The organism is Salinimicrobium oceani (assembly GCF_012037645.1).
Genome location: NZ_JAAVJR010000008.1, coordinates 67,212 through 91,545, shown reverse-complemented (window position 1 = coordinate 91,545; position 24,334 = coordinate 67,212). Strand labels below are relative to the sequence as shown.

At 42.5% G+C, this 24,334-nt stretch carries 21 protein-coding genes and 1 tRNA gene; 8 read left to right on the top strand and 14 right to left on the bottom strand.

Translation table 11 applies throughout. The features are described from left to right. Window positions 1–76: 76 nt before the first annotated feature. The gene (locus tag HC175_RS13165; protein ID WP_235942620.1) at window positions 77–697 is read left to right on the top strand and encodes a 2OG-Fe(II) oxygenase; all 621 of its coding nucleotides are present in this window, start codon (window positions 77–79) and stop codon (window positions 695–697) included. Here HC175_RS13165 and HC175_RS24645 read toward each other — a convergent pair whose 3' ends face one another. The 5 genes from HC175_RS24645 to HC175_RS13145 are packed head-to-tail and all read right to left on the bottom strand — an operon-like array spanning window position 698 to window position 3,367. Beyond that, complete coding sequence (locus HC175_RS24645; RefSeq protein ID WP_262887235.1) at window positions 698–826, bottom strand: hypothetical protein; 129 nt, start codon at window positions 824–826, stop codon at window positions 698–700. It lies immediately after the preceding gene. Next, window positions 826–1,002, bottom strand: a complete 177-nt coding sequence (locus HC175_RS13160) for a hypothetical protein (RefSeq protein WP_168138969.1) — start codon at window positions 1,000–1,002, stop codon at window positions 826–828. Before HC175_RS13160 ends, HC175_RS24645 begins: the two co-directional genes overlap by 1 nt. A 33-nt stretch (window positions 1,003–1,035) precedes the next feature. Continuing rightward, on the bottom strand, window positions 1,036–1,185 hold the full coding sequence (locus HC175_RS13155; RefSeq protein ID WP_209309987.1) for an LPXTG cell wall anchor domain-containing protein: 150 nt from the start codon (window positions 1,183–1,185) through the stop codon (window positions 1,036–1,038). A 34-nt stretch (window positions 1,186–1,219) separates the two neighbouring features. Next, the gene (locus tag HC175_RS13150; RefSeq protein WP_168138967.1) at window positions 1,220–1,987 is read right to left on the bottom strand and encodes an enoyl-CoA hydratase/isomerase family protein; all 768 of its coding nucleotides are present in this window, start codon (window positions 1,985–1,987) and stop codon (window positions 1,220–1,222) included. 51 nt (window positions 1,988–2,038) lie between these two features. After that, on the bottom strand, window positions 2,039–3,367 hold the full coding sequence (locus tag HC175_RS13145) for an MATE family efflux transporter (protein WP_168138966.1): 1,329 nt from the start codon (window positions 3,365–3,367) through the stop codon (window positions 2,039–2,041). A gap of 150 nt (window positions 3,368–3,517) precedes the next feature. Here HC175_RS13145 and HC175_RS13140 point away from each other — a divergent pair, with 150 nt between their 5' ends. Beyond that, complete coding sequence (locus HC175_RS13140; protein WP_168138965.1) at window positions 3,518–5,143, top strand: M14 family metallopeptidase; 1,626 nt, start codon at window positions 3,518–3,520, stop codon at window positions 5,141–5,143. A gap of 12 nt (window positions 5,144–5,155) precedes the next feature. Continuing rightward, window positions 5,156–6,895 carry a M14 family metallopeptidase gene (locus tag HC175_RS13135; protein ID WP_168138964.1) on the top strand — a complete coding sequence of 580 codons (1,740 nt, stop codon included), beginning with the start codon at window positions 5,156–5,158 and terminating at the stop codon, window positions 6,893–6,895. Between the two features lie 155 nt (window positions 6,896–7,050). Here the strand turns inward: HC175_RS13135 and HC175_RS13130 are convergent, their stop codons facing one another. Next, window positions 7,051–7,554 (bottom strand): GNAT family N-acetyltransferase, encoded by a 504-nt coding sequence (locus HC175_RS13130; RefSeq protein ID WP_168138963.1) that lies wholly within the window; start codon window positions 7,552–7,554, stop codon window positions 7,051–7,053. A 109-nt stretch (window positions 7,555–7,663) separates the two neighbouring features. On the opposite strand from HC175_RS13130, the gene HC175_RS13125 reads away from it, so the two are divergent. After that, a tRNA-Ala gene (locus HC175_RS13125) sits at window positions 7,664–7,737 on the top strand. A gap of 123 nt (window positions 7,738–7,860) precedes the next feature. Here the strand turns inward: HC175_RS13125 and HC175_RS13120 are convergent. The 5 genes from HC175_RS13120 to HC175_RS13100 all read right to left on the bottom strand — a co-directional run bounded on the left by HC175_RS13120 (window position 7,861) and on the right by HC175_RS13100 (window position 17,616). Continuing rightward, window positions 7,861–8,712 (bottom strand): alpha/beta hydrolase family protein, encoded by an 852-nt coding sequence (locus HC175_RS13120; protein WP_168138962.1) that lies wholly within the window; start codon window positions 8,710–8,712, stop codon window positions 7,861–7,863. After that, window positions 8,706–11,465 (bottom strand): PD-(D/E)XK nuclease family protein, encoded by a 2,760-nt coding sequence (locus HC175_RS13115; protein ID WP_168138961.1) that lies wholly within the window; start codon window positions 11,463–11,465, stop codon window positions 8,706–8,708. Before HC175_RS13115 ends, HC175_RS13120 begins: the two co-directional genes overlap by 7 nt. A 64-nt stretch (window positions 11,466–11,529) precedes the next feature. Next, the gene (locus tag HC175_RS13110) at window positions 11,530–12,948 is read right to left on the bottom strand and encodes an OmpA family protein (protein WP_168138960.1); all 1,419 of its coding nucleotides are present in this window, start codon (window positions 12,946–12,948) and stop codon (window positions 11,530–11,532) included. A gap of 300 nt (window positions 12,949–13,248) precedes the next feature. Continuing rightward, window positions 13,249–14,442, bottom strand: a complete 1,194-nt coding sequence (kbl, locus tag HC175_RS13105) for a glycine C-acetyltransferase (protein WP_168138959.1) — start codon at window positions 14,440–14,442, stop codon at window positions 13,249–13,251. Between the two features lie 30 nt (window positions 14,443–14,472). Then, window positions 14,473–17,616, bottom strand: a complete 3,144-nt coding sequence (locus HC175_RS13100) for a UvrD-helicase domain-containing protein (RefSeq protein WP_168138958.1) — start codon at window positions 17,614–17,616, stop codon at window positions 14,473–14,475. 233 nt (window positions 17,617–17,849) lie between these two features. On the opposite strand from HC175_RS13100, the gene HC175_RS13095 reads away from it, so the two are divergent. Next, the gene (locus HC175_RS13095) at window positions 17,850–18,458 is read left to right on the top strand and encodes a superoxide dismutase (RefSeq protein WP_168138957.1); all 609 of its coding nucleotides are present in this window, start codon (window positions 17,850–17,852) and stop codon (window positions 18,456–18,458) included. 345 nt (window positions 18,459–18,803) lie between these two features. Here HC175_RS13095 and recJ read toward each other — a convergent pair whose 3' ends face one another. Beyond that, window positions 18,804–20,501 carry a single-stranded-DNA-specific exonuclease RecJ gene (recJ, locus tag HC175_RS13090; protein ID WP_168138956.1) on the bottom strand — a complete coding sequence of 566 codons (1,698 nt, stop codon included), beginning with the start codon at window positions 20,499–20,501 and terminating at the stop codon, window positions 18,804–18,806. 163 nt (window positions 20,502–20,664) lie between these two features. Between recJ and HC175_RS13085 the strand changes: the two genes are divergently transcribed. After that, window positions 20,665–21,012 carry a hypothetical protein gene (locus HC175_RS13085; protein ID WP_168138955.1) on the top strand — a complete coding sequence of 116 codons (348 nt, stop codon included), beginning with the start codon at window positions 20,665–20,667 and terminating at the stop codon, window positions 21,010–21,012. Window position 21,013: 1 nt separating this feature from the next. Here the strand turns inward: HC175_RS13085 and rsmI are convergent, their stop codons facing one another. Together rsmI and HC175_RS13075 are read right to left on the bottom strand one after the other, a co-directional pair. Further along, entirely contained in the window at window positions 21,014–21,685 is a 672-nt protein-coding gene (gene rsmI, locus HC175_RS13080; protein ID WP_168138954.1) for a 16S rRNA (cytidine(1402)-2'-O)-methyltransferase, read from the bottom strand. Window positions 21,686–21,693: 8 nt separating this feature from the next. Beyond that, on the bottom strand, window positions 21,694–22,482 hold the full coding sequence (locus HC175_RS13075) for a hypothetical protein (RefSeq protein WP_168138994.1): 789 nt from the start codon (window positions 22,480–22,482) through the stop codon (window positions 21,694–21,696). Between the two features lie 100 nt (window positions 22,483–22,582). Here HC175_RS13075 and HC175_RS13070 point away from each other — a divergent pair, with 100 nt between their 5' ends. Then, window positions 22,583–23,251 (top strand): thymidine kinase, encoded by a 669-nt coding sequence (locus HC175_RS13070; RefSeq protein WP_168138953.1) that lies wholly within the window; start codon window positions 22,583–22,585, stop codon window positions 23,249–23,251. After that, entirely contained in the window at window positions 23,223–24,332 is a 1,110-nt protein-coding gene (gene alr, locus HC175_RS13065; protein ID WP_168138952.1) for an alanine racemase, read from the top strand. The genes HC175_RS13070 and alr overlap by 29 nt, the downstream gene beginning before the upstream one ends. Window positions 24,333–24,334 lie beyond the last annotated feature (2 nt).

Sequence of the window (24,334 nt, the reverse complement as noted above, 5' to 3'; positions counted from 1 at the left end):
AAAGATGTCTGGATAAAATATTTTTTCCTGCAATGTAAAATTTTCAGAATACATTTACAGCCTTAAATTGACGGGGTTGGAGATCGTAGAAAATCAGGTTTATGAGAAGATCATTTCAGATCTTGTAGAGCAGCAGTATTCGATTGTTGAAGATTTTTTCAGCCTTACAGAGGTAGAAGAACTTCGCAATTCCCTTCTTTCGAAATATGAGGAAGATAACTTTAAAAAAGCTGCCATTGGGAACAGAACCAATGAGGTGGTTGCAAAATCTGTTAGGGGAGACTTCATTTTATGGCTGAACGAAGCGGAAGCAGCAGCATCTGAAAAAGCCTTTTTTAAGACCATAAACGATTTTGTGCATTACCTCAACCGCACCTGCTTCATGGGTATTCTCCATAAGGAATTTCATTATGCTCTTTATCCTGAAGGCACTTTTTATAAGCGACACCTGGACACCTTTCAAAATGACGACCGGCGGAAACTTTCTATGGTGTGTTACCTAAATGACCAGGACTGGCAGCCGGAATATGGCGGAGAGCTGGTTATCTACAAAAATGAAAATGGGGTGGAGGTACCTAAGACTATTTATCCGTTTCCCGGAAGAATGGTGATCTTTGAAAGCCAGCTGCTGGAGCACGAGGTAAAACCTGTGAAGACCGAAAGGTTGAGTATCACCGGATGGTTAAAAACACGCTAATTACTTTCTGAATTTCTTATAAAGCACCACTACCACAAGAAGTATGGCAATAAGTAACCACCAGCCATAGCCACTCAGGAACGTGAGTAGATCGAAGGTTTCTTCGTTAACGGGGAGATCCTCCTGCATTAGCGCTCATTTCTTTTACGCCAGGCATAGCGGGCATAGAAAAATACTGCCAGGAGTATGATGATAGCCACCAGATAGATCCATTGATCTTCCAGGAAATCTTCAAATGAAAATCCATATCCTTCCCTCTCCGTCGCCGGCTTGTCTTTTGGTAAGTGTTCCTGTTGTAGACTCATATTGCTGTACATTAGGTGCCAAAAATGGCAATTTTAGGCGACATTCTTTTTTCTCTTTCTGAAAAAAAGTAGATAAAGAATGGCAGCCAAAATAACAACGGCTGCAGTTACCACTTCCCAGAAGTTGGAGCCTACAAAATATCCCACTTCGTATCCCAGTTGAAAGGCTTTTGAGTTCTCCATTTCCTGAAAAGCAAATATTATAGCTGCATTCATCTTATTTTCTGAATTTTGATAAAGCGTTCTTTGTAAAATCTGAAAGTACCAATTCTCCTGATATTGCCGCCCTTTCTTCGAGCAGGGAATTCCAGTTTTCGGTTCCCTCCCACAACACCTTCTTCATCTCATAAAGTGCCGCCGGATTGTAAGAAGCCAGTTTTTCTGCAAAGAATTCCAGCTCTTTGTCCATTTCACTAGTGGAGTCAAAAACCCTTGCATAAAGCCCTTTTTCCTGCGCCCAGTATGCATTCTTCCAGTCCTGTGCTGCCAGAGTCATTTCCGCCAACGCTGCAACTCCCATTTTTCTCTCAATGGCGGGGGCAATTACAAAAGGCCCGATGCCTATACTCAATTCAGAAAGTTTTATCGCTGCCTGTTCCGAAGCAAAGCAGTAATCGCAAGCTGCCGCCAGTCCTACTCCGCCGCCAACGGTTTTTCCGTGGATGCGGCCAACGATCAGTTTCTTACAGCTGCGCATGGCGTTGATCACATTTGCAAAGCCCGAAAAGAAGATCTTCCCCTGTTGCATATTTTCGACCGCCAGCAGCTCATCAAAAGAAGCTCCCGCACAAAAGGCTTTTTCACCTTCAGATCTCAGGATGATAACCTTTACCGCTGCATCTTCAGAAAGCTTGTTCAGCTCTTTTGTCAGCCGTTCCAACAGCACTCCCGGAAAGGAATTACTGGCAGGATGGCCAAACTCAAGAGTGGCGATTCCGTTGACAACTTTAGTATATAGGCTTCCATTTTCCCTGTTTGTGGTCATTCTTAGATCTCTTTTCCGTAAAGTTACATTTTATTTTCAGCCTTCAGAAAATTACACCTCTTTGTGAAGATATTTTCTGCGGAATTTTATCACCAGCGCACTACTGCGAATAAGCATCCACACGAAAAAGGCGATCCAGATGGCGTAAAGTTCAAGCCCGAAGTAATCTCCGATCAAGAGCGCCGGGGTGAATCCTAGGAAGGTCGCTGCAAGTAATACATTCCGAAGAAATTTTGCTTCCCCCAGGCCTTTGAAAATCCCGTCGAACATAAATGCAATGGCGTTGACCGGCTGCATGAACAGCACCATCCAAAATACTGAAGTGAATAAAACCAGCACCGAAACTTCTTTGCTAAAGATCAAGCCAATTTGTTCGTAGAACAAAGCACAGATCCCAATAAGAACAATTGCAATGGTCACAGAATATTTGCTGATCTTTTTGCTTAAGGTCCACAAGCCACTGTAATCCCTGGCTCCCAAAAGTCGCCCGCCCATTGCGTTTCCGGCATTGGCATAGCCGTCGATAAAGAAGCTGAAGAACAGCCAGATGTTCATGAGTATACTTTGAGCGGCTATGTAATTCTTACCATAATCTGTAGCGTATGCGTTTGCGAGATAAATGGCAAAATTGAGCGCGGCTGTACGAACAAAGAGATTTCCGCTCATTAACAGCAGGATCTTCATCTGGGGATTTATGCTACGGCTGAGCCAAAGATGAAACGGAGTCTTTTTAAAGAAGAAGTAGAATGCCATGATGAGCATTACCAGCTGTGCGATCACACTTGCAAAAGCGGCTCCTTCCAGATGCATGGCAGGTATCCATCCTTCCACCCCGTACACCAGCAAAAAATCCAGTCCCACATTTAGAACTGCTCCCGTTAAGCTGCATTTCATTGCCCACAGGGTGTTCTGCAAGCCGCGAAAAACTCCAAAAATGGCAAAAGTGACCAGCGTTAATGGAAAGCCCAAAGCGCGGATCTGGTAGTAATCGGCAGCATAATTGAGCACTTTACCTTCAGCATTATAGGCGCTAAAAATAGCTGCTGCAAAATATGCTGTCACGGCATAAATTAGGATACTGAGCAAAAAATTGAAAAAGATCGCCTGTGGCACCAGGGTTTTTACTGCATGAATTCTTTTCGCTCCTAAATGCTGGGAGACCAAAGCAGAAATCGCAGTCTTGGTCTGCGCCACGATCCAAATAATAGCCGAAAGAAAAGAGCCAACAATACCAGCTGCTGCAAGCGCTTCCACGGGATCCTGCTCGACATTTCCAATAATGGCAATATCAGTAAGCGAGATCAAGGGTTCGGCAATACCTGCAATGATTGCGGGAATGGCCAGACGGTTGATATTTTTGAAGTTGACTGCTGTTTTCACCGGAAATGCAAAAAGGCAAAGTTAAGGTAAGCAGGAGAGTTGCCCCCAAAAATGCTTAGGAAATCCCTTACATCGGGATTAAAATTCTATTTTTGAGAAATTGCACATTTTAGGTGTTACTAAAAGTGCTTTAAAAACCTGCTTAAACAGATGAAAAACAACCTGCTATTACTTCTTGCAGCTGTATGCTTCGGATTTCTCCCGGCCACGGCACAGGATGATTACCCTACGAATAAAGAAGTTGCTCAAAAGCTTCAGCAAATAGCCTCCTCCCGCCATGCAAAGCTAATATCGCTGGTAAAGACGGAAGGTGGACAGGATATCTGGACCTTGCAAATAGGAAAAGGAGATCTTGAAAATAAACCTGCCATTGCAATAACCGGTGGCGTGGAAGGTCACCATGTACTCAGTGTCGAACTTGCCTTACAAGTGGCCGGCAAACTTGTGAAAGATCATTCTGATCTTCTGGAGACTACGACCTTTTATGTATTTCCGAATATGTCCCCGGATGCATACGCACAATACCACAACAAGTTAAAATTCGAGCGCCGGGGTAACGCCGCAAAGGTTGACCATGACCGGGACGGGGAAGTTTCAGAAGATGGTTATGAAGATCTTAATCGGGACGGAATGATCACGCAAATACGGGTTGAAAGTCCTCTTGGGAAATACATCGCTCATGAAGATTATCCGCAGATCCTTGTGGAAGCCGAAAGAGCAAATGCTGCAGGAAAAATAAGGTATATCAAACTATCTGAAGGTGTTGATAACGACAAGGATGAAAAGTTCAATGAAGATCTTACTGAAGGAATTGCCTTCAACAAGAGTCTCACCTATCAATTCCCGGTCTTCGAAGCTTTAGCCGGGGATTATCCTGTCTCACAAAAAGAAACACGTGTCTTGCTGGATTTCCTTTTTGAGAGGTGGAACATCTTTGCTTTTGTGACCTTTGCCCCTGAAAATAATTTATCTGCTCCCCTGAAGTACAATAAGCAAGGAGCCGATAAGCGTGTAGTCACTTCAATTTTAGAAAAGGATGCAGAGTTGAACAAAATGATATCAGACATCTACAATGAAACTGTGCATTTAAAAGCTTATAATCAGGAAAACCAGGGGAAAGGGGGAGATTTCTTCCAGTGGGCTTACTTCCATTTTGGCAGACTCAGCTTTAGTACTCCGGGATGGTGGGTGCCGGAAGTAAAACAGGAAGAGCAGGATTCCTTAAGTCCCAAAAAGGGCAATATCACACCCGAATCCAATTTCCTCGCCTGGGCAGAAAAAGAAGGAATTGACGATGTCTTCGTGAACTGGACAGAAGTAGAGCATCCCGATTTCCCTAACCGCAAAGTTGAAGTCGGGGGAATTAAACCTTTCGTAATGCTAAATCCACCGTACAGAATGATCGATAGCATCGCTCAACAGCATACAGACTTCATAGTTAAGCTGGCCGAAATGAAACCGAAACTCGAGTTCCACAACCTGGAAACAGAAAAGCTAAGCGGTGGACTCACCAGGATCACTGTAGATCTTTTCAATAACTCTCCATTGCCTACTCATTCTGAAATGGGGGAAAGATCGAGATGGCTTCAGAAATTACAGATAACGGTTGACAAGGACAAAGAAGATATTCTTGCTGGTAACAGCATCAAACTTTCAGGAAAACTTGGAGCTTACGAGAAAGAAACCATCTCCTGGATAGTAAAAGGCAAGGGTACAGCTACCGTGAAGGCAGGTGCGCCCCATACAGGATATGCCACAATTAATGTAAAACTTTAATTTTCAGAAAAGATGAACTTAAATAATATAAGAACAATTACGATTCTGGGAATTCTGAGTTTTTTCTTGAGCATCCCCGCCCTTCAGGGACAGGAAAAATTCTTTCGAGCTATAGGTACGCCTCATAAGCCAAAAGTGGAGGTGAGCTGGAACAGGTATTATACCTATGAGGGAATTGTGGAGATCATGGAAAATATCGCAAAAGCACATCCCGATCTCGCAAAAATGGAGAGCATTGGAAAATCCTTTGAAGGCAAAGACATCTACTTATTGACAATATCTGACTTCAAAACAGGAGAGCCCGATGAAAAACCGGCGATGTACATTGACGGAAATATTCATTCTAATGAAATACAGGGAGCCGAATTTTCTCTTTACACCGCCTGGTACCTTACAGAAATGTTTGATGAGTTGGATTTTATTAAAGAGCTGCTTCAGGATAAAACTTTTTACATCAATCCCACGATCAATCCCGATGCACGCAATAATTACATGAATAAACCCAACACTCCGCACTCGCCAAGATCGGGGATGATCGTACTGGATAATGATCAGGATGGGCAGGCAGGAGAAGACGGGTTTGATGATCTCAATGGAGACAACGATATCACCATGATGATAAGAAAATCTCCTACTGGGCGATATATAAAGGATCCGCAGGATCCAAGAAGATTGATAAGAGTTGAAGCTGAAGAAAAAGGCGAATACGAAATACTTGGTTATGAGGGCAAGGACACAGACGGCGATGGAGAAGTCAATGAAGACGGCATTGGATATTACGATCCAAACCGTGACTGGGGCTGGAACTGGCAGCCAGATTACATCCAGCGGGGAGCTTATAAATATCCATTCAGTCTGCCGGAATCGAGAAGCGTTATGAATTTTGTGATGGAGCACCCCAATATTGCCGGAGCTCAAAGTTATCATAACTATGGCGGAATGATCTTGCGTGGCCCCGGTGCAGAAGAGGACAAGGACACCTACAATGCCGAAGATGTGAAAATCTATGACGCCATAGGCAAAAAAGGCGAGGAAATGATTCCAGGTTACCGCTACCTGGTGGTTTATAAGGATCTTTATTCGGTGTTTGGGGGCGAACTCGACTGGTTCTATGGCGGAAGAGGTATTTATACCTACACCAACGAGCTTATGAATTCCTACCAGTATTTCCATAAGAATGAGGGCCGAGGGAACCAGGAAGAAGAATTAAAAGTCGACAGATTTCTCACTTTTGGAGATGCATTTGTGCCATGGGAAGAATACGATCATCCACAATATGGAAAGATCCAGATCGGGGGATTCAAAAAGAACTTCGGAAGGGCCCACCCCGGCTTTTTACTGGAGCAGGATGCCCACAGGAATATGGCTTTTACCATCTACCACGCCTATCATACTCCAAAGCTGAGTATCACTGAAGTAAAGGAAAAGAACCTGGGCGGCGGATTAAAGCAGATCACTGCCACCATCTATAATGAAAGGCTTATGCCTACCCATTCGAGTCAGGATCTAAAGCACAATATTGAAAGACCGGATTATGTTAGTATTTCGGGGGCCAATGTCATTACTGGGATGGTAGTGAATGACGAAGATTTCAATAAGGTGGAAGAGCAAAAGCACAATCCGGAGAAGATTAAGGTCAGGAACATTCCCGGAATGGAATCGGTAAAGGTGCGCTGGATAGTTTCCGGAAATGGGAATTACCGTATCAATGTCGATTCGGCTAAAGGCGGAACAGTAGAGTGGCGTAAGTAATACCCCTCAAAAATGACATTTTTGAGGCTGTTTAAAAAGCAAATGCGTCATTCTGAATTTATTTCAGAATCTTGTCCAGATGATTTTGCAAACTCTATAGAACCTGAAACAAGTTCAGGTTGACGGAAACCAGGTTTTTAAGACAGCCTTTTTTTTTATAAAACGAGCTCATAACAGTAGAAAGGCTGCTCGCTTTGCTTCGGAAAATAGATATTCCCGAGCCTCTTGTAGCCTCTTGCCTCGTAAAATCTCTGGTTCCGTTGATTCTGACTGAAGGTATCCAGCCGCACAGAATCATATGCATTTTCTTTCGCAAAGGCTTCGGCAAAATCCATTAGTTTTCTGCCATTCCCGTTGCCCCATAGCTGCGGATTGGTAGCCAGACGGTGCACATAAAGGTTATTGCTGTCTTTTGGAGTGAGCCATTCAATTGGAATGTATTCTTTATCCATGTGGGGAGTAAGCACAATTATCCCCTGTAACTCGTCATTTTCTTCCAAAAGAAACAGTTCTTCCTTCTCAATGTCCTCCTGAAGTTTTTCAAGAGAGGGATAGTGTTCATTCCACTGAAAAATGCCTTTTTCCTGCATGCTTACAGCACAGGCTTCGGTGAGATTTTTTACTGAGGCTAAGTCCTTTTGTTCGGCTTTTCGGATCATAGAAGAAGTGATTCAAAGGCAAAAATAATTTTAATAGAAAGAATTTAAAGCCTTTACCTATTTAAATAAATTTAATACATTTGCCTCGTTGAATTCCATTCAGCACAATGGGGGATTAGCTCAGCTGGCTAGAGCGTTTGGCTGGCAGCCAAAAGGTCATCGGTTCGACTCCGATATTCTCCACAAAAAACCACTGCGATAGCGGTGGTTTTTTTGTTTCTGAAAAACTACTAAAAAGACCTCACTGGTCTCCAAGACCGGTAAGATCTAAAATATAAGCTGTCCAAAAATGGCATTTTTGAGACCTTATTGTTTGATGAATCCTGATGCTCTTTCAACGATCTGCTCCATTGCGGGAGTTAGTTCATCCTTTTCCCAGGGATGCGAGACTTCAAAAACGTGATCGCTACCTTTTAGAAGGAAAAGTTCAGAATTTTCTATCCATTCTTTAAGATTTTCAGCATTGTCTATACCTACTGTTGGATCCTGGGTGCCGTGAACGATAAGAGCGGGAATTTTAAGTTTCTTTGCAGACCTCGAAATCGTGAGCCGTTCTTCATTTTGAACGAAATCTTGATAGAAATCAAACAGATGCGGCATTTGCTGCTTGGTACGTGCATTTTCGATGTAGGCAATCCCTTTTTGCTTCCAGGCTTCCAGCTCCTCTCCTTTCGGAAAACGATCCCCAAAATCACTAACAGCAGCCAAAGTGATCAACTTCTGAATTCTCTCGTCTTCAGCAGCTTTTATGACAACAATTCCGCCACCTCGCGAGTGCCCCATGAGAGTGAAGCGTGAGAGATCGACAAGTTCACCATAAGGAAATTCTTCGCTGCTTATCCAGTCAATCAAAACCTTAAGATCGTCAAGTTCCTTGGTGTAGGTGTTCTCTCCAAAAGCATCGAGATCTGGAAAATCTATGGGATCTTCGAGGGTTCCGCCATTGAAGGCAAAATTGAACTTTACGAATAAAAAGTTCTGTTTTGCAAAGGCTTCGGCCATGAGATTCCATGCCCCCCAGTCTTTAAATCCTTTATAGCCATGGCAAAAAAGCAAAACTGGCTTATTTGCTCCTTCCGAAGTATAAAATACATCTGTTGGGATGGGACGTCCATGCATCCCCTGAAGACTTATGTTTTTCTCTTGTTTAACTACCATGTATTTTGCTTTAGTTCTTTTTCCGCAAAAGGAATTTCAGGATCACAGATCTCTAAAATAAGCTTTTTAAGCTGTTCTTTGAAGGCCTCAATTGTGGCGGGAGTTATCTCTGTATCTTTTTTAGCAGCATTCCCTTTTTTGTCTTTTTTACAGAACTTCAGAAATCCTCCCTGTAAATTCTTAAATGAGATGATCCCGGCTTCAGCAGTTTCTGGAAGTGATTCCTGCTCATTCATCATTAAAGCATAGGTGAGGATCTGAAAAGGTTTGCTATACTTATCGTAATCTGAGGTGATCTCCTCCCATGCAACAACCTCTACCTTAGATTGATCGACCTTGCCGGTTTTGTAATCGATGATACGAAGCTTATCGTTGAACAGATCTACCCGGTCTACCGTTCCTTTGAGATGGACAGGGAAGGCTAATTCTTCAATTTCTAAGGAGATCTTCAGCTTTTCCTCAACCTTCAGGATCTTTATGGAGTTTCCAAGCTTCAGATTTTCTTTTTCGAGCTTTAAAAAGTTGATCACATAACGTCGGGCAACTTCATAGATCAATAAATTCTTTCCGCTGTCAAGGGGTGCCTGTGTATAATGCTTTTTAAACTGTCTCTCGATCTCTTTATCGGTAGCTTTTAATGCCAGATCAAGATCTTCCTGACTCACTTCCTGCTGCAGCCAGGTTTTGTAAAAAGTTTCAAGGGTGTCATGAACTACGCTACCTAGTGTGTTATAGGCTACAGTTTCTTCAACTTCTTCCCTTTCCTGAAGTCCCAGCACATATTGCTTATAAAAATCCAGCGGATTCCTTATATAAGTTGTTAATGCGGAAGGAGAAAAACCTTGTGCTGCACGTGCCTTTATTCTTTCAAGGATCTCTGGGGTCTTTTCAATTGTTTTTAAAGCTGAAGGCACTGATGGTACCACAGGAGTAACGGTGAGGTTCTCAATACGATGCTGCTGTTGTGCTTCCATTTCGAGCTGCAGTAAAAATCGGCTCTTCTCCCCCGCATTGAGACCGTCACTCTCTGTGTTGTAGAGCAGATAAACGTTTTCTGCCCGCTGCAGGAGATGGTAGAAATGATAGGTATAAACTGCATCTTTCTCTTTATAAGTAGGCAGTTTATAGGCGCATTTAAGATCAAAAGGAATAAAGGAATTGTTACTCTTACCTGCCGGAAGAACACCTTCATTGACCGAGGTCAAAATGACATTTTTAAAATCGAGCACTCGTGACTCCAGCATTCCCATTACCTGCAATCCCGAAAATGGCTTTCCGCGAAAATCGACAGTCTTTGTAGAAAGCAAATCCTTGAAAAGTGAGTACAGCACCTTTACCGATCTCACATAGGAATACTGCGACAGCAGAGTGTCGAGTTGATTGAGCAGCAAATGCAACTGATAGAGGAATTCGAGGGTAAGTTTATCTTCCTCCCTGTCCATCTCTTCCTTAAACAGTAAAACGAGTTCCTGAAGCTTTTGAAGTGCAGTTTGCGGATCATTGTTCCAGCTTCCAAAGCAGATCCTGAATAAGGATCTTTTGCTTTCTGGCAAATCTCGTATGAGTTCTTCTTCAGTTACATAAACAAGATTATTTTTCCTGATTCTTTCTGAGATCCTTCTTGAATATCCACCCGTTACTTTTTGTACCAGAGGATGACTCAAGATGACCATCAGGTCCTTATGATATATGGTGCCCGTAGCAGGTAAAGATTGTATTTGCAGTAACTGCTCAAAAAGTGAAGAAATGGGTGCGTTCTTTAAAGCAAAACCCATGGTGATATTTACTTCGTCCACATTGGGAGGAAGGGAGTTCAAAACTGGCAGAAGGAGGTTCTCGTCTCCCAACACGACCGCCGTTTCACGCAGCTCTTCTGCCGGTAATTTTGACAGCAATTCTCCAACATATTTCGCCTGACCTATATTCTTTGGGATCCCTCTCATCTGAATGTTTTTGGGAGCGCTATAAGTAGTGGAAATTCTTTGAAGGCTGTTTTGTTCGTAATGTGGCCAGGACTTCAGGTATTGTCTTAAAAACAGAGAAACGTCGTGATTCTCATCCTGCAGGAACACCTCATCAATATCCCAGAAAATTTCGGCCTTCCCCGCTGCGAGCAGGGTCTGAAAGATATGCTGTTCTGCCTGATTCAAGGCATTGAAGCCAATAAATATAAAAGGTCCTTTTGCATTTTCTGCGTAAGCGGAAATTTGATGAGCAGCGCGACGATATACCATCCCCTGATAGGCATTCTCTTTCGTTTCTAATTGCTCCTGGAGCTTCTCGTAATATTCCGGCAGCTTATTCCAGAACAGCAGGTAGTTTTCCATTAGCGCAGTCCTTTCTTCCTGAAGATACCAGTGATTCATTTCCTGAATATCCCCCAGGTAACCAAAAAAGGATCGATGATTTATTAGGTACCTATCAATCTCATTAAAATCATGTAATAAGGTTTGTGCCCAGGTCGAAAAGGTGTCAAAATCTTCTGTCTGTTCCTTTGCGGTGCAGGCGCAATAAGCCGTATAGAATTCGAAAAGAGTAGTTAAGTTGTCTATGCTTTTTAAACCGGTGATCTCCTGTGCAAAATCTTCAATGCTCATCACCTTTGGTGCAAACATGGGCGCTCCGGAAAGCTTTGCCAGCCGGTTAATAAGAAAAGATCCTGCTCTTTTGCTGGGGAGAATAAAAGTGAAATCTGAAATCGAGGCTTTCCTGGAAAGTAGATCCTTTAGAACCTCATCAATAAATGGTGTCATGCCTTAAAAATAAAAAACGCCCCGAGGAATCGGAGCGTTTTTCGTAAAAGATTATTTACAACTACTACATTCCTGTAGTATCCTGTTCTGTTTGATCTTCTCCTTGTTCAGAACTTGTATCTCCTTCTTTTTCCAAAGAAATTTCTACACGTCTGTTTTGCTGTCTACCTTTTGAGGTGTTGTTAGAAGCAATTGGCTGACTTTCACCATATCCTTCAGAAGTAAGCCTTGCAGATGGGATTCCCGCATTGATAAGGAAATCTCTTACTGAAGCAGCTCTTTCTTTTGAAAGTTTAAGGTTATAAGCATCACTACCTGTACTATCTGTATGTCCTTCAATGTGGAAGGTTGTGTTAGAGTACTCCTTCATGATATCGGCTATAGCCTGTAGCGTCTCCTCAGATTCAGAGCGAATAGTTGCTTTATCAAGATCGAAAAGGATTGTTCTGGAATATTCATTTAGTTCCTCGATCACCTCAACTGTAGGTTCTGGACATCCATTGTTGGCTGCAGTACCTGCAACTTCAGGACATTCGTCATCTTTATCAAGAACTCCGTCATTATCCTGATCTTCCCAAGGACAACCGTTGTTTTCTTTTGGACCGGCTTCATTTGGACACTCATCGTCACCATCTCTAATTCCGTCACCATCAGCATCAGGACATCCGTTCATTTCAGGAAGACCAGCTACAGTAGGACATTCATCATTGTTATCAGAAACGCCATCTCCATCTGTGTCGGGACAGCCGTTGAACTGAGCTAAACCAGCATCGTTAGGACATTCGTCCATTCTGTCTTCGATCCCGTCACCATCAGAGTCAGGACATCCATTGAATTGTGCCAAACCGGCAACTTCAGGACACTCGTCATCTTTATCATAGATGCCGTCGCCGTCTGTATCTTTACCACCCATGGCAAATTTTATACCTGCTACATGCTGAAAATGAGAATCGAAATTATCATCAAAAGCGTGCTTGTAAACAGTCTGTACGGTCAAGGCCAGGTTATCTGACAACCAGAAATTGATTCCCGCTGTACCGTCTAAAGTTCCAAATCCCTGATCATCGATCCAGGTATATCCACCCCCGGCACCAAGGATAGGATCAAACCATCCTGCATTAGCATCATTTCTGAAGCTGTAGTTAAAGGTACCATCCAGTGCATAATACATCAGGTTATCTGTTCCCATGTCTCCAAACTTGCTCAGCTGGTTAACAGAACCTGCTGCCTCAAAGTAAAAGCCTGCACCTACATTACGGGCAAGTGAAATTCTTGATAACCCAGGTAGCACGTTCCAGTGATCACCAGTGTTAAAGAATTCATCGAAATAACCACCCAAAGGTGCATCTTCTCCGGTAGGATAAAAATCTACCGCGTTAATTCCTAAACCTAGGGCCCAAGGATTATTGTTATCCTGCGCCTGCATAGTGCTCAAGCTTAGAAAACACAATGAAGCCAATAAAAATCTGCTTAGATGTTTCATATTGAAGAGTTTAATTTTAATTAGTTAGCAGAAACAAAAGTAGATTGATATTCAGTATTAGCAAAGCTTAAATTAATAAAGTTTTCTTAATTAAGCCGGGCATATTGCGCGCTTCAAGGGATTTTAAAGCATTATTTTTTGAGAAAATTATAAAATTTTAATAAATAAGATCGGTAAAATATGTGCAGATTTACCTGTAATTGAAGTCTTTACCGGATTTTAAGGTCCAGATTCCTTTTTTAATTAAAAAAAGAAAGCCTTTCTGGGAGAAAGGCTTTCCTGTATGTATAATTCGATCTTTTAGATCACTTTGAGTTCTTTCCCAACCTTTATGAATGCAGCAATGGCCTTATCCAGGTGCTCGCGGGTATGGGCAGCAGAGAGTTGAACCCTTATTCTGGCCTTACCTTTTGGCACTACCGGATAAAAGAAACCTATCACATAGATTCCCTCTTCCAGTAACCTGTCGGCCATATCCTGAGAAAGCTTTGCATCGTACAACATCACCGGAACGATTGCAGCATCACCATCAATGATATCAAATCCTGCTTCTTTAATTCCTTTTTTGAAGTAGCTGGTGTTCTCCTTCAAACGGTTGCGCAGGCTATCATCATTAGACAGTATGTCAAAGACTTTAATAGATGCTCCAACTATGGCAGGAGCCAGGGAGTTAGAAAACAGATAAGGTCTTGAACGCTGGCGCAACATTTCAATAATCTCTTTTTTTCCGGTTGTATATCCACCCATTGCACCACCCAGGGCCTTTCCCAGGGTGCCGGTAATGATATCAATACGACCCAGGACATTTTTTTCTTCCAGGGTTCCAATTCCGTTTTCCCCAATAAACCCTGCAGCATGAGCTTCATCGATCATAACCATGGCATCATATTTATCGGCCAGGTCACATATTTTATCTAAAGGCGCCACCAGTCCATCCATGGAAAATACACCGTCTGTCACAATGAGTTTAAATCTAGCTCCATCCGCATTCGCCTGCTTTAGCTGAGCCTCAAGCTCGTCCATATTGCTATTCTCATACCTGTATCTTGCAGCCTTACAAAGCCGCACCCCGTCTATAATGGACGCGTGGTTCAGAGAATCTGAAATTATAGCATCTTCTTTTGACAGCAAGGGCTCAAAAACTCCCCCGTTTGCATCAAAAGCTGCAGCATAAAGAATAGTGTCCTCAGTTTGATAAAAATCGGCAATCTTTTGTTCCAGTTCCTTGTGAATATCCTGAGTTCCACAAATAAAACGTACACTAGACATTCCAAAACCGTGGGTATCCATGGTATCTTTTGCTGCCTGTATCACGTCGGGATGAGAGGACAGGCCCAGGTAATTGTTCGCGCAAAAATTGATCACCTGTTTCCCACCTTCAATGGTAATATCTGCTCCTTGGGGAGAAGTGATCACTCTTTCCCTTTTATAAAGTCCCTCTTCTTTTATTTGTGCTATTTCTTCTTTTAAATACTCCTTTATTGATCCGTACATAATCTGGTTTTTTACAAAATTACATTTCTTTTATACAACACATATTGAGATCTCCTCATTTATATAAACGAGAATTCTTTTATCCACCTCATAATCCATCCCTTCCAAGACCTCCCCATACTCGATGATCTGGTTTTTATGTGCGGGATTCACTGCCCCTGTTTTATAGTCAATGATGGTGGCCTTATTCCCATTGAAGTTCAGCCTGTCGGGACGCAGCAGTAGTCCGTTTTCAGTAATGATATCCCGTTCGTTAATGTTCACTGCTCCTGCTACGAAGTACTCCCTTAGTTCTGGGTGTGTAATCACTTCATTAACTGCATTCTTAATGCTGCTTTCGGCTTCGCGGGAAAAACGACCTTCATTTTTGCCATTTTCAAGTACCCGTTCCACATCTGCTCCGGTATTAATTTCAGCAAAAAGATCGTGAATGAGTTGACCTTTCTCAATGGCCTCCTGCTGCCTGGAATTCCACATCAACCCTGAACGTGTGATAATAGAAATGCCGTTACGCTGCGTAGGGGAAGAGAAAAAATGCTCCTGCTGCAGGGAAATGCGATTTTCAACATCTGCAGGTTTCCATTCATCGATGTCGCCGAATTCATAACTCGTGCTCCCATCCCACCTGCCAATACTTCGCAGATAAGAGATAAGTAATCCGGAGAAACGATTGCTGTTTTCATTGCCTTTCTTGTCCAGCTCCAGTTTCGAGATGACATAAAGCTGTTGCTCTGGCCTGGTCATAGCCACGTACAGCACATTTAGCGCGTCCAGCTGACTATTACAACAGAGTTCGTGGTAGATTTCGGGAGCCTGGCCATCCCATTCTTTCATTTTTTCGGCTGCTCCTAAGTAGGCTACACTCACGTTAGAATTCCACTCTTCGGGCAAATGAAGCCAAAAACTTTCTCTCGCGGTATCGGTAAGTTTTCCATTAGCAAAGGGATAGATGACCACAGGAAACTCCAGGCCTTTTGCCTTGTGAATGGTCATGATCTGTACTGCATCCTCTCCCTGGGGCACAACAATACTTAGTTCTTCCTTCTTTCTCTCCCATACTTCGAGAAATTCAAAGATCCCGGCACCTTCCGAATTTGCAATTTCATAAACAAAATCCAGATAAAATTGCAGGTAAGCGTCTGAGGCAGACTGCAGATTAAATGACCTTATAATATATTCCGCAGCTTCATAAACAGATAGAGAAATTGCCGTCTCTAAAGAGAATTCCATACCATGCTCCTTTAGAGGTTCAAAAAACTCCTGCCCCTCTAGATCAAGTTGCTGCTCAAGAAAATTAAACTCATTTTCTATTTGCACACGCTCAGCCAGGAGATAATCGAGGATCTCATATTTCAGGGTCTTATCGGCAGTATCCAGACAGTACTGTAAAACAGCATTAATAAATGCCACTTTTGGCGACCTGTTAACCAGCAGGCTCTCTGCCGAGATCACCGGAACCTCATTTTCACTAAGGAAATTTGCAACGGCAATGCTTTCCCTTCTTGTGCGAGTGAGAATGCAAACATCTGCCAGTGGCCGTTCCTTTTCTTTAAGACTGTTGATGATCTCGAGCACTCTCGAGGGGTAGACCTCCATCTCTTCGGAAGCATTTTCTGCCTCAATAAAGGAAATATTGACATAGCCTCCTTTCTCACTAATAACACCCTGCCCGCTTTTTAGAAAAAGATCTCGGTGCGATTCATCAAGAAAACGATCTGATGCAAATTTGAAAAACTCATTATTGAAGTTTACGATATTCCTGGCACTGCGATAATTATTAGGCAGCACGATCACCTCAGATTTTTCGATACTAAAGGGATGCCTTTTTTGACACAGCTCCATAAACTGTTCTGCTTTACCACCGCGCCAGCGGTAAATCGACTGCTTCGCATCTCCCACTAGAGTTAGACTTCCATGTTCTCCGCCTGGATGTTCCTCAGAGAGGGTATTGTTGACCAAAGGCACCAGATTCTCCCATTGAAGTTGAGAAGTGTCCTGAAATTCATCTATAAAATAATGGCGATAACGATCTCCAAGCCGTTCATAAATAAATGGCGCCGGCTGGTCCTTTACCGCTTTGCCAATTGTAGCATTGAATTCTGAGATCAATACGATCGAATTTTCTTTTTTGATCTCCTCGATCTGATCCTGAATTGCACTTAATAAAGATAAAGGAACAAGGTTCTTTTCGACTGCCTCCAGGAATTGCAGGCTGGTAATTCCTCTTTTTGCAACCGAAAAATATTCCACAACCCTGGGTTGTAATGTGTCCAGGATCTGCTTTTTATCTGAAGCAAGCTTATTGGCATAAAGGGCTTTTTCTGAAAGATCCTGTTGCCAAACTGCAGACAAGGGTGGGTTAAAATCCCCTTTTTGAAGCTTCAGGAAAAACTTAGGACAGTAACCTCCTTTGAAGTCCCCACTTTCAATTCCGTTATTTTCGATAAGAGAAAAGAAATCTGCAGCTAATGCTTGCAATTCATTTTGCAACTTTTCCTGCTGTAATCTTACTTCCTTCCGCAGGTTTTCAAAATCTGAAAGCTCGTTCTTCTTTAGCATGTCCAGAAAATCCCGGCTTACTTCCTGGGTAAGCAGCTTTGCTATTGCGAAAAGATCTCGGGCAATATCCCAGCTTTTGTCTTCATCTGTTTTAGAAAGTACAAAGTTGACAAGCACGCGAGTAATTTCCTTATCTCTGCCCGCTTTACTAATGAGGCGGTCTACAGCTTCATTAAGCACATCATCTGTGCGCAATTCCACTTCAAAATTAAGAGGCAGTCCAAGATCTTTGGCAAAAGTGCGCAGCACGCGATGCGTAAATCCATCAATAGTTGAAACTTCAAAAGCCGCATAATTGTGAATGATGTTCTTCAAGATATTGCTGCTCTTTTCCTGAACCACATCTACAGACATTCCTGCCGAAAGAGCTATATCTTTTTTAAATTTCTTATCTGCTTCGGAAGGATCTTTTTGAGCCAGAGCATGTAATCCTGCCACAATGCGCGACTTCATTTCGGCTACGGCCTTGTTGGTGAAAGTAATGGCCAGAATATTTTTGTAGCTGTCATTTTTTGGTGACTTTAGCAGGAGTAATAGGTATTCTTTAACGAGGGTATAGGTTTTACCCGAGCCTGCGGAAGCATTGTAAATGGTAAAAGTGTTGGACTGCTTCAATTATTTTTTTCACTAATGTAAGAAATGCTGTTTAATCTCCTGAGAGCTCTTCCGATGTCTATAGATTATTTAATTATAATTCAACGACTTGAGGAATTTTCAGACATAACTAATATTTAAATTTAGAATAAAGCTAAAGCTTTAAGGATTTTATAACATTTTATAATTTCAATTACATCTCTTTATGTATATTTTTGAGGTTGACAGATTTTAAAATTAAAAACGATAAAACTATGGCTTTCGAATTACCGAAACTGAAATACGCATTTGATGCATTGGAGCCTCATATTGACGCAAAAACAATGGAGATTCATCACGATAAACATCATGCCGGCTATACAAGCAAATTAAATGATGCCATCAAAGGAACAGACCTGGAGGGAAAAAATATCGAGAACATTCTCAATAACCTCGATATGGAAAACAAAGCTGTTCGAAATAATGGAGGAGGATATTTTAACCATAACCTCTTCTGGGAAATTATGGGCCCTAACGGTGGTGGTAAACCCGAAGGAGATCTTTCTTCGGCCATTGACAGAGATTTCGGCTCCTTTGAAGCCTTCAAGGAAGAATTTGCAAAAGCTGGAGCTACACAATTTGGTTCAGGATGGGCCTGGTTGTGTGTACAGGAAGGCGGGAAGCTTGAAGTTTGTTCCTCTGCTAACCAGGACAATCCCCTAATGCCAGGCATTGGGTGTGGAGGTTACCCGATCCTTGGAATGGATGTATGGGAACATGCTTACTATTTGAAATACCAGAACCAACGTCCAGCTTACATTGAAGCTTTCTTTAATGTGATCAACTGGGAAGAGATTTCTAAAAGATATGCACAACACAAATAAGTAAAAACCTCCGCATAGGTTTTTGATTATGAAGAGCTGCCGGTTTCCTGGCAGCTTTTTTTATGCCGAAATTGTAACGAGATGTGACAGGGCTCTAATAAAATTCCTGGAGTCGAACAAATTGAACCTTAACTATGGGAAATAAAAAAAGGTGGATAGCTCCACCTTTTTTTGCCCCAAATCTACCATGAACTTAACCTACTTATGTTATGGCTTAGCTAATGTAGTTAAACATCTCATAATCAGAAACATTTTTAGACGAAGTACGGGTAAAATTGATGAACAGCAATACCAATGATGAGGCTGTAAGAAAGCGCCAACAAGGCGGCCGATTTTACGTGAGATCTAATTAATTTCTATGTCTTTAAGTTTCAGCTGCAGACTCACATTTCCCCTGTATTCATTTTCTTCTATGCAGAAGGCTGCCTTCACTCTTTTTCCCTCGGCCAAAAGGTCGCATTTTGGGCCAAGGTCAAAACCAATAGCATCGATACTCCTTCCATTCTTTTTTTGATACAATCGCGCCTTTAAATGTTTTCCATCGCCACCTACACATTTGGCGTAACCGCTATCTTTCAGGTTCGTGGTCATAAACACTGGAGACATATTGCCGGGCCCGAAAGGAGCAAACTGTTTTAAGACTCTGAAAAACCTGGGTGTGATCTCCTCTAGGTTTATTTGCGCATCAATCGAGATCTCAGGCATTAGCAGCTTTCTATCTATAGTCGCTGAAACCACTTCTTCGAATTTGCTTTTGAAATTCTCGTACTGCTCAGATAAGAGGGTGAGTCCAGCTGCATATTTATGTCCGCCAAACTGCTCAATAAATTCACTACAGCCCTCCAGGGCGTCATAAACATCAAATCCCTGAACCGATCTGGCCGAGGCCGCCAGTTTTTCTCCGCTACGCGTGAAAACCAATGTGGGCCTGTAATAGGTCTCCGTAAGTCGGGAAGCAACAATGCCAATAACACCCTTATGCCAGGTTTCCCTGTACACCACCGTCGTTAATCTTTCCTGCTCATTTAGTTCCTCGATTTGCGCCAGCGCCTCTTCGGTTATAGTCTTGTCTTTATCTCTGCGATCCTTATTATATTCCTCGATCTCGGCGGCGTAAATTTCGGCCTGTTCCGCATGCTCTTCGGTTAATAGGTTAACCGCGTGCAGACCATGCTTCATTCTGCCGGCAGCATTGATCCTTGGGGCTATAATAAACACTACATCGGTTAAGGTGAGATAGTCCTTTTTTACCTGTTTTAGAATTGCACTAAATCCGGCACGTGGGGCAGCATTGATCATTTGTAGCCCGTGAAATGCCAGAATTCTGTTTTCTCCGGTCACAGGAACTATATCTGCCCCAATTGCAGTAGCAACAAGGTCAAGGTATGGAATAAGCAGATCAAAGCTTTCTCCTCTTTTTTGATTTAAGGCCTGTAACAATTTGAAGCCCACCCCACAGCCGCAGAGTTCCTTGTATGGATAATTACAATCTGCTCTTTTAGGATCCAGAACAGCAACTGCATCCGGAATTCCCGCCCCGGGACGGTGGTGGTCACAAATAATAAAATCCACTCCCTTTTTGGATGCATAAGCTACTTTTTCAATAGCTTTTATTCCGCAGTCGAGGGCAATGATGAGACTAATATCATTATCTGCCGCGAAGTCTATTCCTTTATAAGAAACTCCGTAGCCTTCATCATATCGATCGGGAATATATGTCGCAACGTTAGGGTAAATCTTTTTAAGATAAGAGGAGACAAGGGCAACACTGGTTGTTCCATCAACATCATAATCTCCATAAACCATAATATTTTCCCCTTTTTGAAGGGCGAGTTCTATTCGGGCAACGGCCAAATCCATGTCCTTCATCAAATAAGGATCGTGAAGATCGGCCAGATCTGGACGAAAGAATTTCTTTGCTTCTTCAAAGCTGGTGATATTACGCTGGGCAAGTAAAGAAGCTATTGCTTTCTCAACACCTAAAACATCTTGAAGATGCTCGACAATTTCAGGATCGGGTTTGGGTTTTAAAGTCCAGCGCATGTCAATTTTTTTTCAAAAGTACAGATAGTTTTCTTTTAAAACATTCCTACAATATTTAACGAAAAGAGAAATTGAGGAAAATTCTCGCTCACAAGAGGCTTCAAAAATGGCTTTTTTGGAGCTATATTTTCTGAATTCTTTACCTTTAATAAAAATCATCACCATGAAGAAATTACTGCTGCTCCTTTTGATCCTTGGCTCCGTAGCCTGTAACGACAGTTCTGTTGAAACTGAACGATCTTCAGAAGAATTCTCAATTACTACAGCCGATACTTTATCCTTTCTCTTGTCCAGGACCATTCCCATTGAAGGAGGATACAGCGTAGCCCAACAGGCAAAAAATTATTCGGTAAGCGAGATCCAGCACCGCGAGGGTGGCATCTTTTACATTTATGTTCCGGAACCAGGTTTTACAGGGACCGAGCAGGTAAAGATAAAAAGAGAAGATTCTAATGGGGCTGAAGTCTTTTCAGAAACCATTACCAATGTCACCATAAAAGTTTCAGAATAGCTTATTTCTTTCCTGCGACTACCAGCACGATCTCACCTTTAGGTGGTTTCTTTTCGTAGTAGGACTGTACCTCGGTTGCGGTGCCACGAATGGTTTCTTCATGCAACTTTGTTATCTCTCTTGATACCGACACCTGCCGATCTTCACCCAGAAATTCGGCTATCTGGGCCAGCGTTTTTAGAAGCTTGTGTGGAGATTCATAAAGAATGATCGTTCGCGTTTCCTGCGTGAGCAATTCCAATCGCGTTTGCCTACCTTTTCTTACGGGCAAAAAGCCTTCAAACACAAATTTGTCATTGGGCAGACCACTGTTTACCAGCGCCGGTACAAAGGCCGTCGCTCCTGGCAGGCAGTCTACCTCAACTCCCGCCTCGACACAGGCTCGGGTCAATAAGAATCCTGGATCACTGATGGCGGGAGTTCCCGCATCACTTATCAATGCTATGGTTTTTCCGTTCTGGATTTGCCGTACTATATTTTCAACCGTGCGATGCTCGTTGTGCATATGATGGCTCTGCATGGGAGTATTGATCTCGAAATGCTTCAGAAGCTTGCCACTGTTACGTGTATCTTCAGCCAGAATAAGATCAGCTTCCTTTAAAACCTTTATAGCCCTTAGGGTAATGTCTTCAAGATTTCCAATGGGAGTGGGAACCAGATAAAGTTTAGCCATACTGGTTGCTACTCGAATTTATTTTCTATAATCGCCAGGAATCTGCTTTCGTAATCTTCTTTTCCTTCCCAGTTATTGTAATCTGGTTTCACCATATTGGCCACAAAGTTGAATGCCTCTTCCTTGTTCTTGATGGTGTTTAACTGAGAGAGCACTCTGTTATAATCGGATGTACTGCCATCAAAGAGATGCTTAACAAAAGCAAGCCTGTCATTTAAACCTATATTTATACCTTTTTTTAACCTGTCATTGACAGATTTTGGCCTGTCTTGGGAGCTGCCCGATTTACTTACCGGCTCGAACTGGGGGAGGTTGTCATAGTGAATCCCGCCCAGATCCCTCATATCGTTTTTCTTGTAGTTTCGGGATTCGGCCTGTGCAAAGAGATCGTCGATCTGCTGAGTTTCGGGAGGCATTTGAGCTACAATGTCCTTGATCTTTTCTGTATTGGGTTCGGTAATATCTTCTGAGTTGTATTCCAGACCGGTTGGATTGTATTCCTCCTCCTCATTTTCCTGAACTTCCTGTTGAACGGGAACCGGCTTTTTTTCAGCTATTTTTGGCTCCTGCTTTTTAACCGAAGGCGCCTCCACTTTTTGCGCCGTTTTCACAAGTTCCTGTTGTCTTTGTTCCGCAGCAGTAAAGAGGTGAGATTCAGTAAAATTATAGACTGTGAGCTTCTCGTACAACCTTTTGGCCAGCTCCTTTAATTCGCCTGTCGAGACCTGCTCCTGGTCCTTCAAAAGGGTGATTTTTTCAGCTAATTCTACTAGTTCCTCTTTCAATTGCTTTTTCATAACTTTCATGCCTGCAAATTAAATGCGGTTGTATTTTTGATAAATTTGTGTCACCTTTATAAAAAAGCGAAGTTCGCTTTTTGGTCTTGAAAAATACAAAATGTTTCTCGAAAATACTGTAAATCATAAGGAGCAATTTGGGTGGATTGAAGTTATATGCGGGTCGATGTTCTCGGGAAAGACCGAAGAGCTTATTCGCAGGCTCAAACGTGCCAAATTTGCCAAACAAAAGGTTGAGATCTTCAAACCAGCTATAGACACCAGGTATGATGAAGAAATGGTCATTTCTCATGATTCCAATGAAATTAGATCCACCCCGGTTCCCGCAGCTGCCAATATAAGATTACTGGCAGATGATTGCGATGTGGTGGGCATTGATGAAGCCCAGTTTTTTGATGACGAAATTGTTTCCGTTTGCAATGATCTTGCAAACCGGGGTGTGCGTGTAATTGTCGCGGGTCTTGATATGGATTTTAAAGGCAACCCCTTTGGGCCAATGCCAAATCTCATGGCCACTGCCGAATATGTAACTAAGGTTCATGCGGTTTGCACTCGCACAGGAAATCTTGCACAATACAGCTATCGTAAAACCTCTAATGAAGACCTTGTGATGCTGGGCGAGACAGAAGAATATGAGCCTTTGAGCAGGGGCGCTTTCTACAAGGCTCGCTTAAGAGAAAAACTAAAAGGATTTGAGGTCAAGGAACCCGAAGAAATAAAAGATAACAAAAGAAGTGAACATGCCGAAAGCCAGGGAGACCGTACTTGAAATTGATCTTAATGCCCTTACCCATAACTACAATTACCTGCGTTCAAAATTAGATAAGGATGTGAAGCTAATGGCTGTAGTAAAAGCCTTTGGCTATGGTAGTGACGTCGCGGGAATCGCCCACAAACTCACCGAGCTGGGGGCCGATTATTTTGCGGTTGCTTACACCAATGAAGGAGTTGCACTACGGGAGGCAGGTATAGAAACTCCAATCCTGGTATTACACCCGCAATCTTCTAATTTTAAAGCTATAATTGACCACTGCCTCGAACCCAGCCTTTATAGTGAATTTGTTCTTAGAGAATTCATCCAAACAGCCGAAAAACAAGGTCAAAAAAATTATCCCGTTCACATTAAATTCAACACTGGCCTAAACAGGCTGGGTTTTGCAGAAAAAGAGACCGGCATCGTTCGGGATCTGCTTAAAGGCAGCGAAGCAGTTAAAGCCACTTCGTTCTTTTCGCATCTCGCGGCGAGCGAAGACTGGCGAGAGCGAGAGTTCACTTTGATGCAGATCCATACCTTTAGAAGAATTGCCATCAAACTCTATGATGAACTGGGTTACAGGCCATTTCTGCATATTTGCAATACCTCGGGCATTATTAATTATCCTAAAGCCCATTTCGATATGGTACGCAGTGGGATAGGCCTTTATGGCTTCGGAAATGATAAGCCAGAAGATGAAAAATTGAAGCCTATCGCAACTTTAAAGACCATCGTCTCCCAAATTCACCAAATGGAAAAAGGAGAAACCCTGGGATATAACAGGGCTTTCAAGGCGAGCAAACCCACTAAAACTGCTACGCTCCCTTTAGGCCATGCCGATGGGATCAACAGGCAATATGGAAACGGCCGTGCAGGTGTTTTCATCAATGGCCAATACGCTCCTATAATTGGGAATGTATGTATGGATATGATCATGGTTGATATTACCGGAATTGATTGCGCAGAAGGAGATGAAGTGATCGTTTTTGGCGGCCCGCAACATGCAGTAGAATTTGCAGCAAAGGGAAATACCATTTCTTACGAACTTATAACAGGCATCTCACAACGAGTAAAAAGGATATTAGTTAATAATTAATG

Bases quoted from the DNA above. Each gene is read 5' to 3' on its own strand.
- HC175_RS24645 (WP_262887235.1), bottom strand. From the start codon at position 826: ATGCAGGAGGATCTCCCCGTTAACGAAGAAACCTTCGATCTACTCACG.
- HC175_RS13160 (WP_168138969.1), bottom strand. From the start codon at position 1,002: ATGAGTCTACAACAGGAACACTTACCAAAAGACAAGCCGGCGACGGAG.
- HC175_RS13155 (WP_209309987.1), bottom strand. From the start codon at position 1,185: ATGGAGAACTCAAAAGCCTTTCAACTGGGATACGAAGTGGGATATTTT.
- HC175_RS13150 (WP_168138967.1), bottom strand. From the start codon at position 1,987: ATGACCACAAACAGGGAAAATGGAAGCCTATATACTAAAGTTGTCAAC.
- HC175_RS13140 (WP_168138965.1), top strand. From the start codon at position 3,518: ATGAAAAACAACCTGCTATTACTTCTTGCAGCTGTATGCTTCGGATTT.
- HC175_RS13135 (WP_168138964.1), top strand. From the start codon at position 5,156: ATGAACTTAAATAATATAAGAACAATTACGATTCTGGGAATTCTGAGT.
- HC175_RS13130 (WP_168138963.1), bottom strand. From the start codon at position 7,554: ATGATCCGAAAAGCCGAACAAAAGGACTTAGCCTCAGTAAAAAATCTC.
- HC175_RS13120 (WP_168138962.1), bottom strand. From the start codon at position 8,712: ATGGTAGTTAAACAAGAGAAAAACATAAGTCTTCAGGGGATGCATGGA.
- HC175_RS13115 (WP_168138961.1), bottom strand. From the start codon at position 11,465: ATGACACCATTTATTGATGAGGTTCTAAAGGATCTACTTTCCAGGAAA.
- HC175_RS13110 (WP_168138960.1), bottom strand. From the start codon at position 12,948: ATGAAACATCTAAGCAGATTTTTATTGGCTTCATTGTGTTTTCTAAGC.
- kbl (WP_168138959.1), bottom strand. From the start codon at position 14,442: ATGTACGGATCAATAAAGGAGTATTTAAAAGAAGAAATAGCACAAATA.
- HC175_RS13095 (WP_168138957.1), top strand. From the start codon at position 17,850: ATGGCTTTCGAATTACCGAAACTGAAATACGCATTTGATGCATTGGAG.
- recJ (WP_168138956.1), bottom strand. From the start codon at position 20,501: ATGCGCTGGACTTTAAAACCCAAACCCGATCCTGAAATTGTCGAGCAT.
- HC175_RS13085 (WP_168138955.1), top strand. From the start codon at position 20,665: ATGAAGAAATTACTGCTGCTCCTTTTGATCCTTGGCTCCGTAGCCTGT.
- rsmI (WP_168138954.1), bottom strand. From the start codon at position 21,685: ATGGCTAAACTTTATCTGGTTCCCACTCCCATTGGAAATCTTGAAGAC.
- HC175_RS13075 (WP_168138994.1), bottom strand. From the start codon at position 22,482: ATGAAAAAGCAATTGAAAGAGGAACTAGTAGAATTAGCTGAAAAAATC.
- HC175_RS13070 (WP_168138953.1), top strand. From the start codon at position 22,583: ATGTTTCTCGAAAATACTGTAAATCATAAGGAGCAATTTGGGTGGATT.
- alr (WP_168138952.1), top strand. From the start codon at position 23,223: ATGCCGAAAGCCAGGGAGACCGTACTTGAAATTGATCTTAATGCCCTT.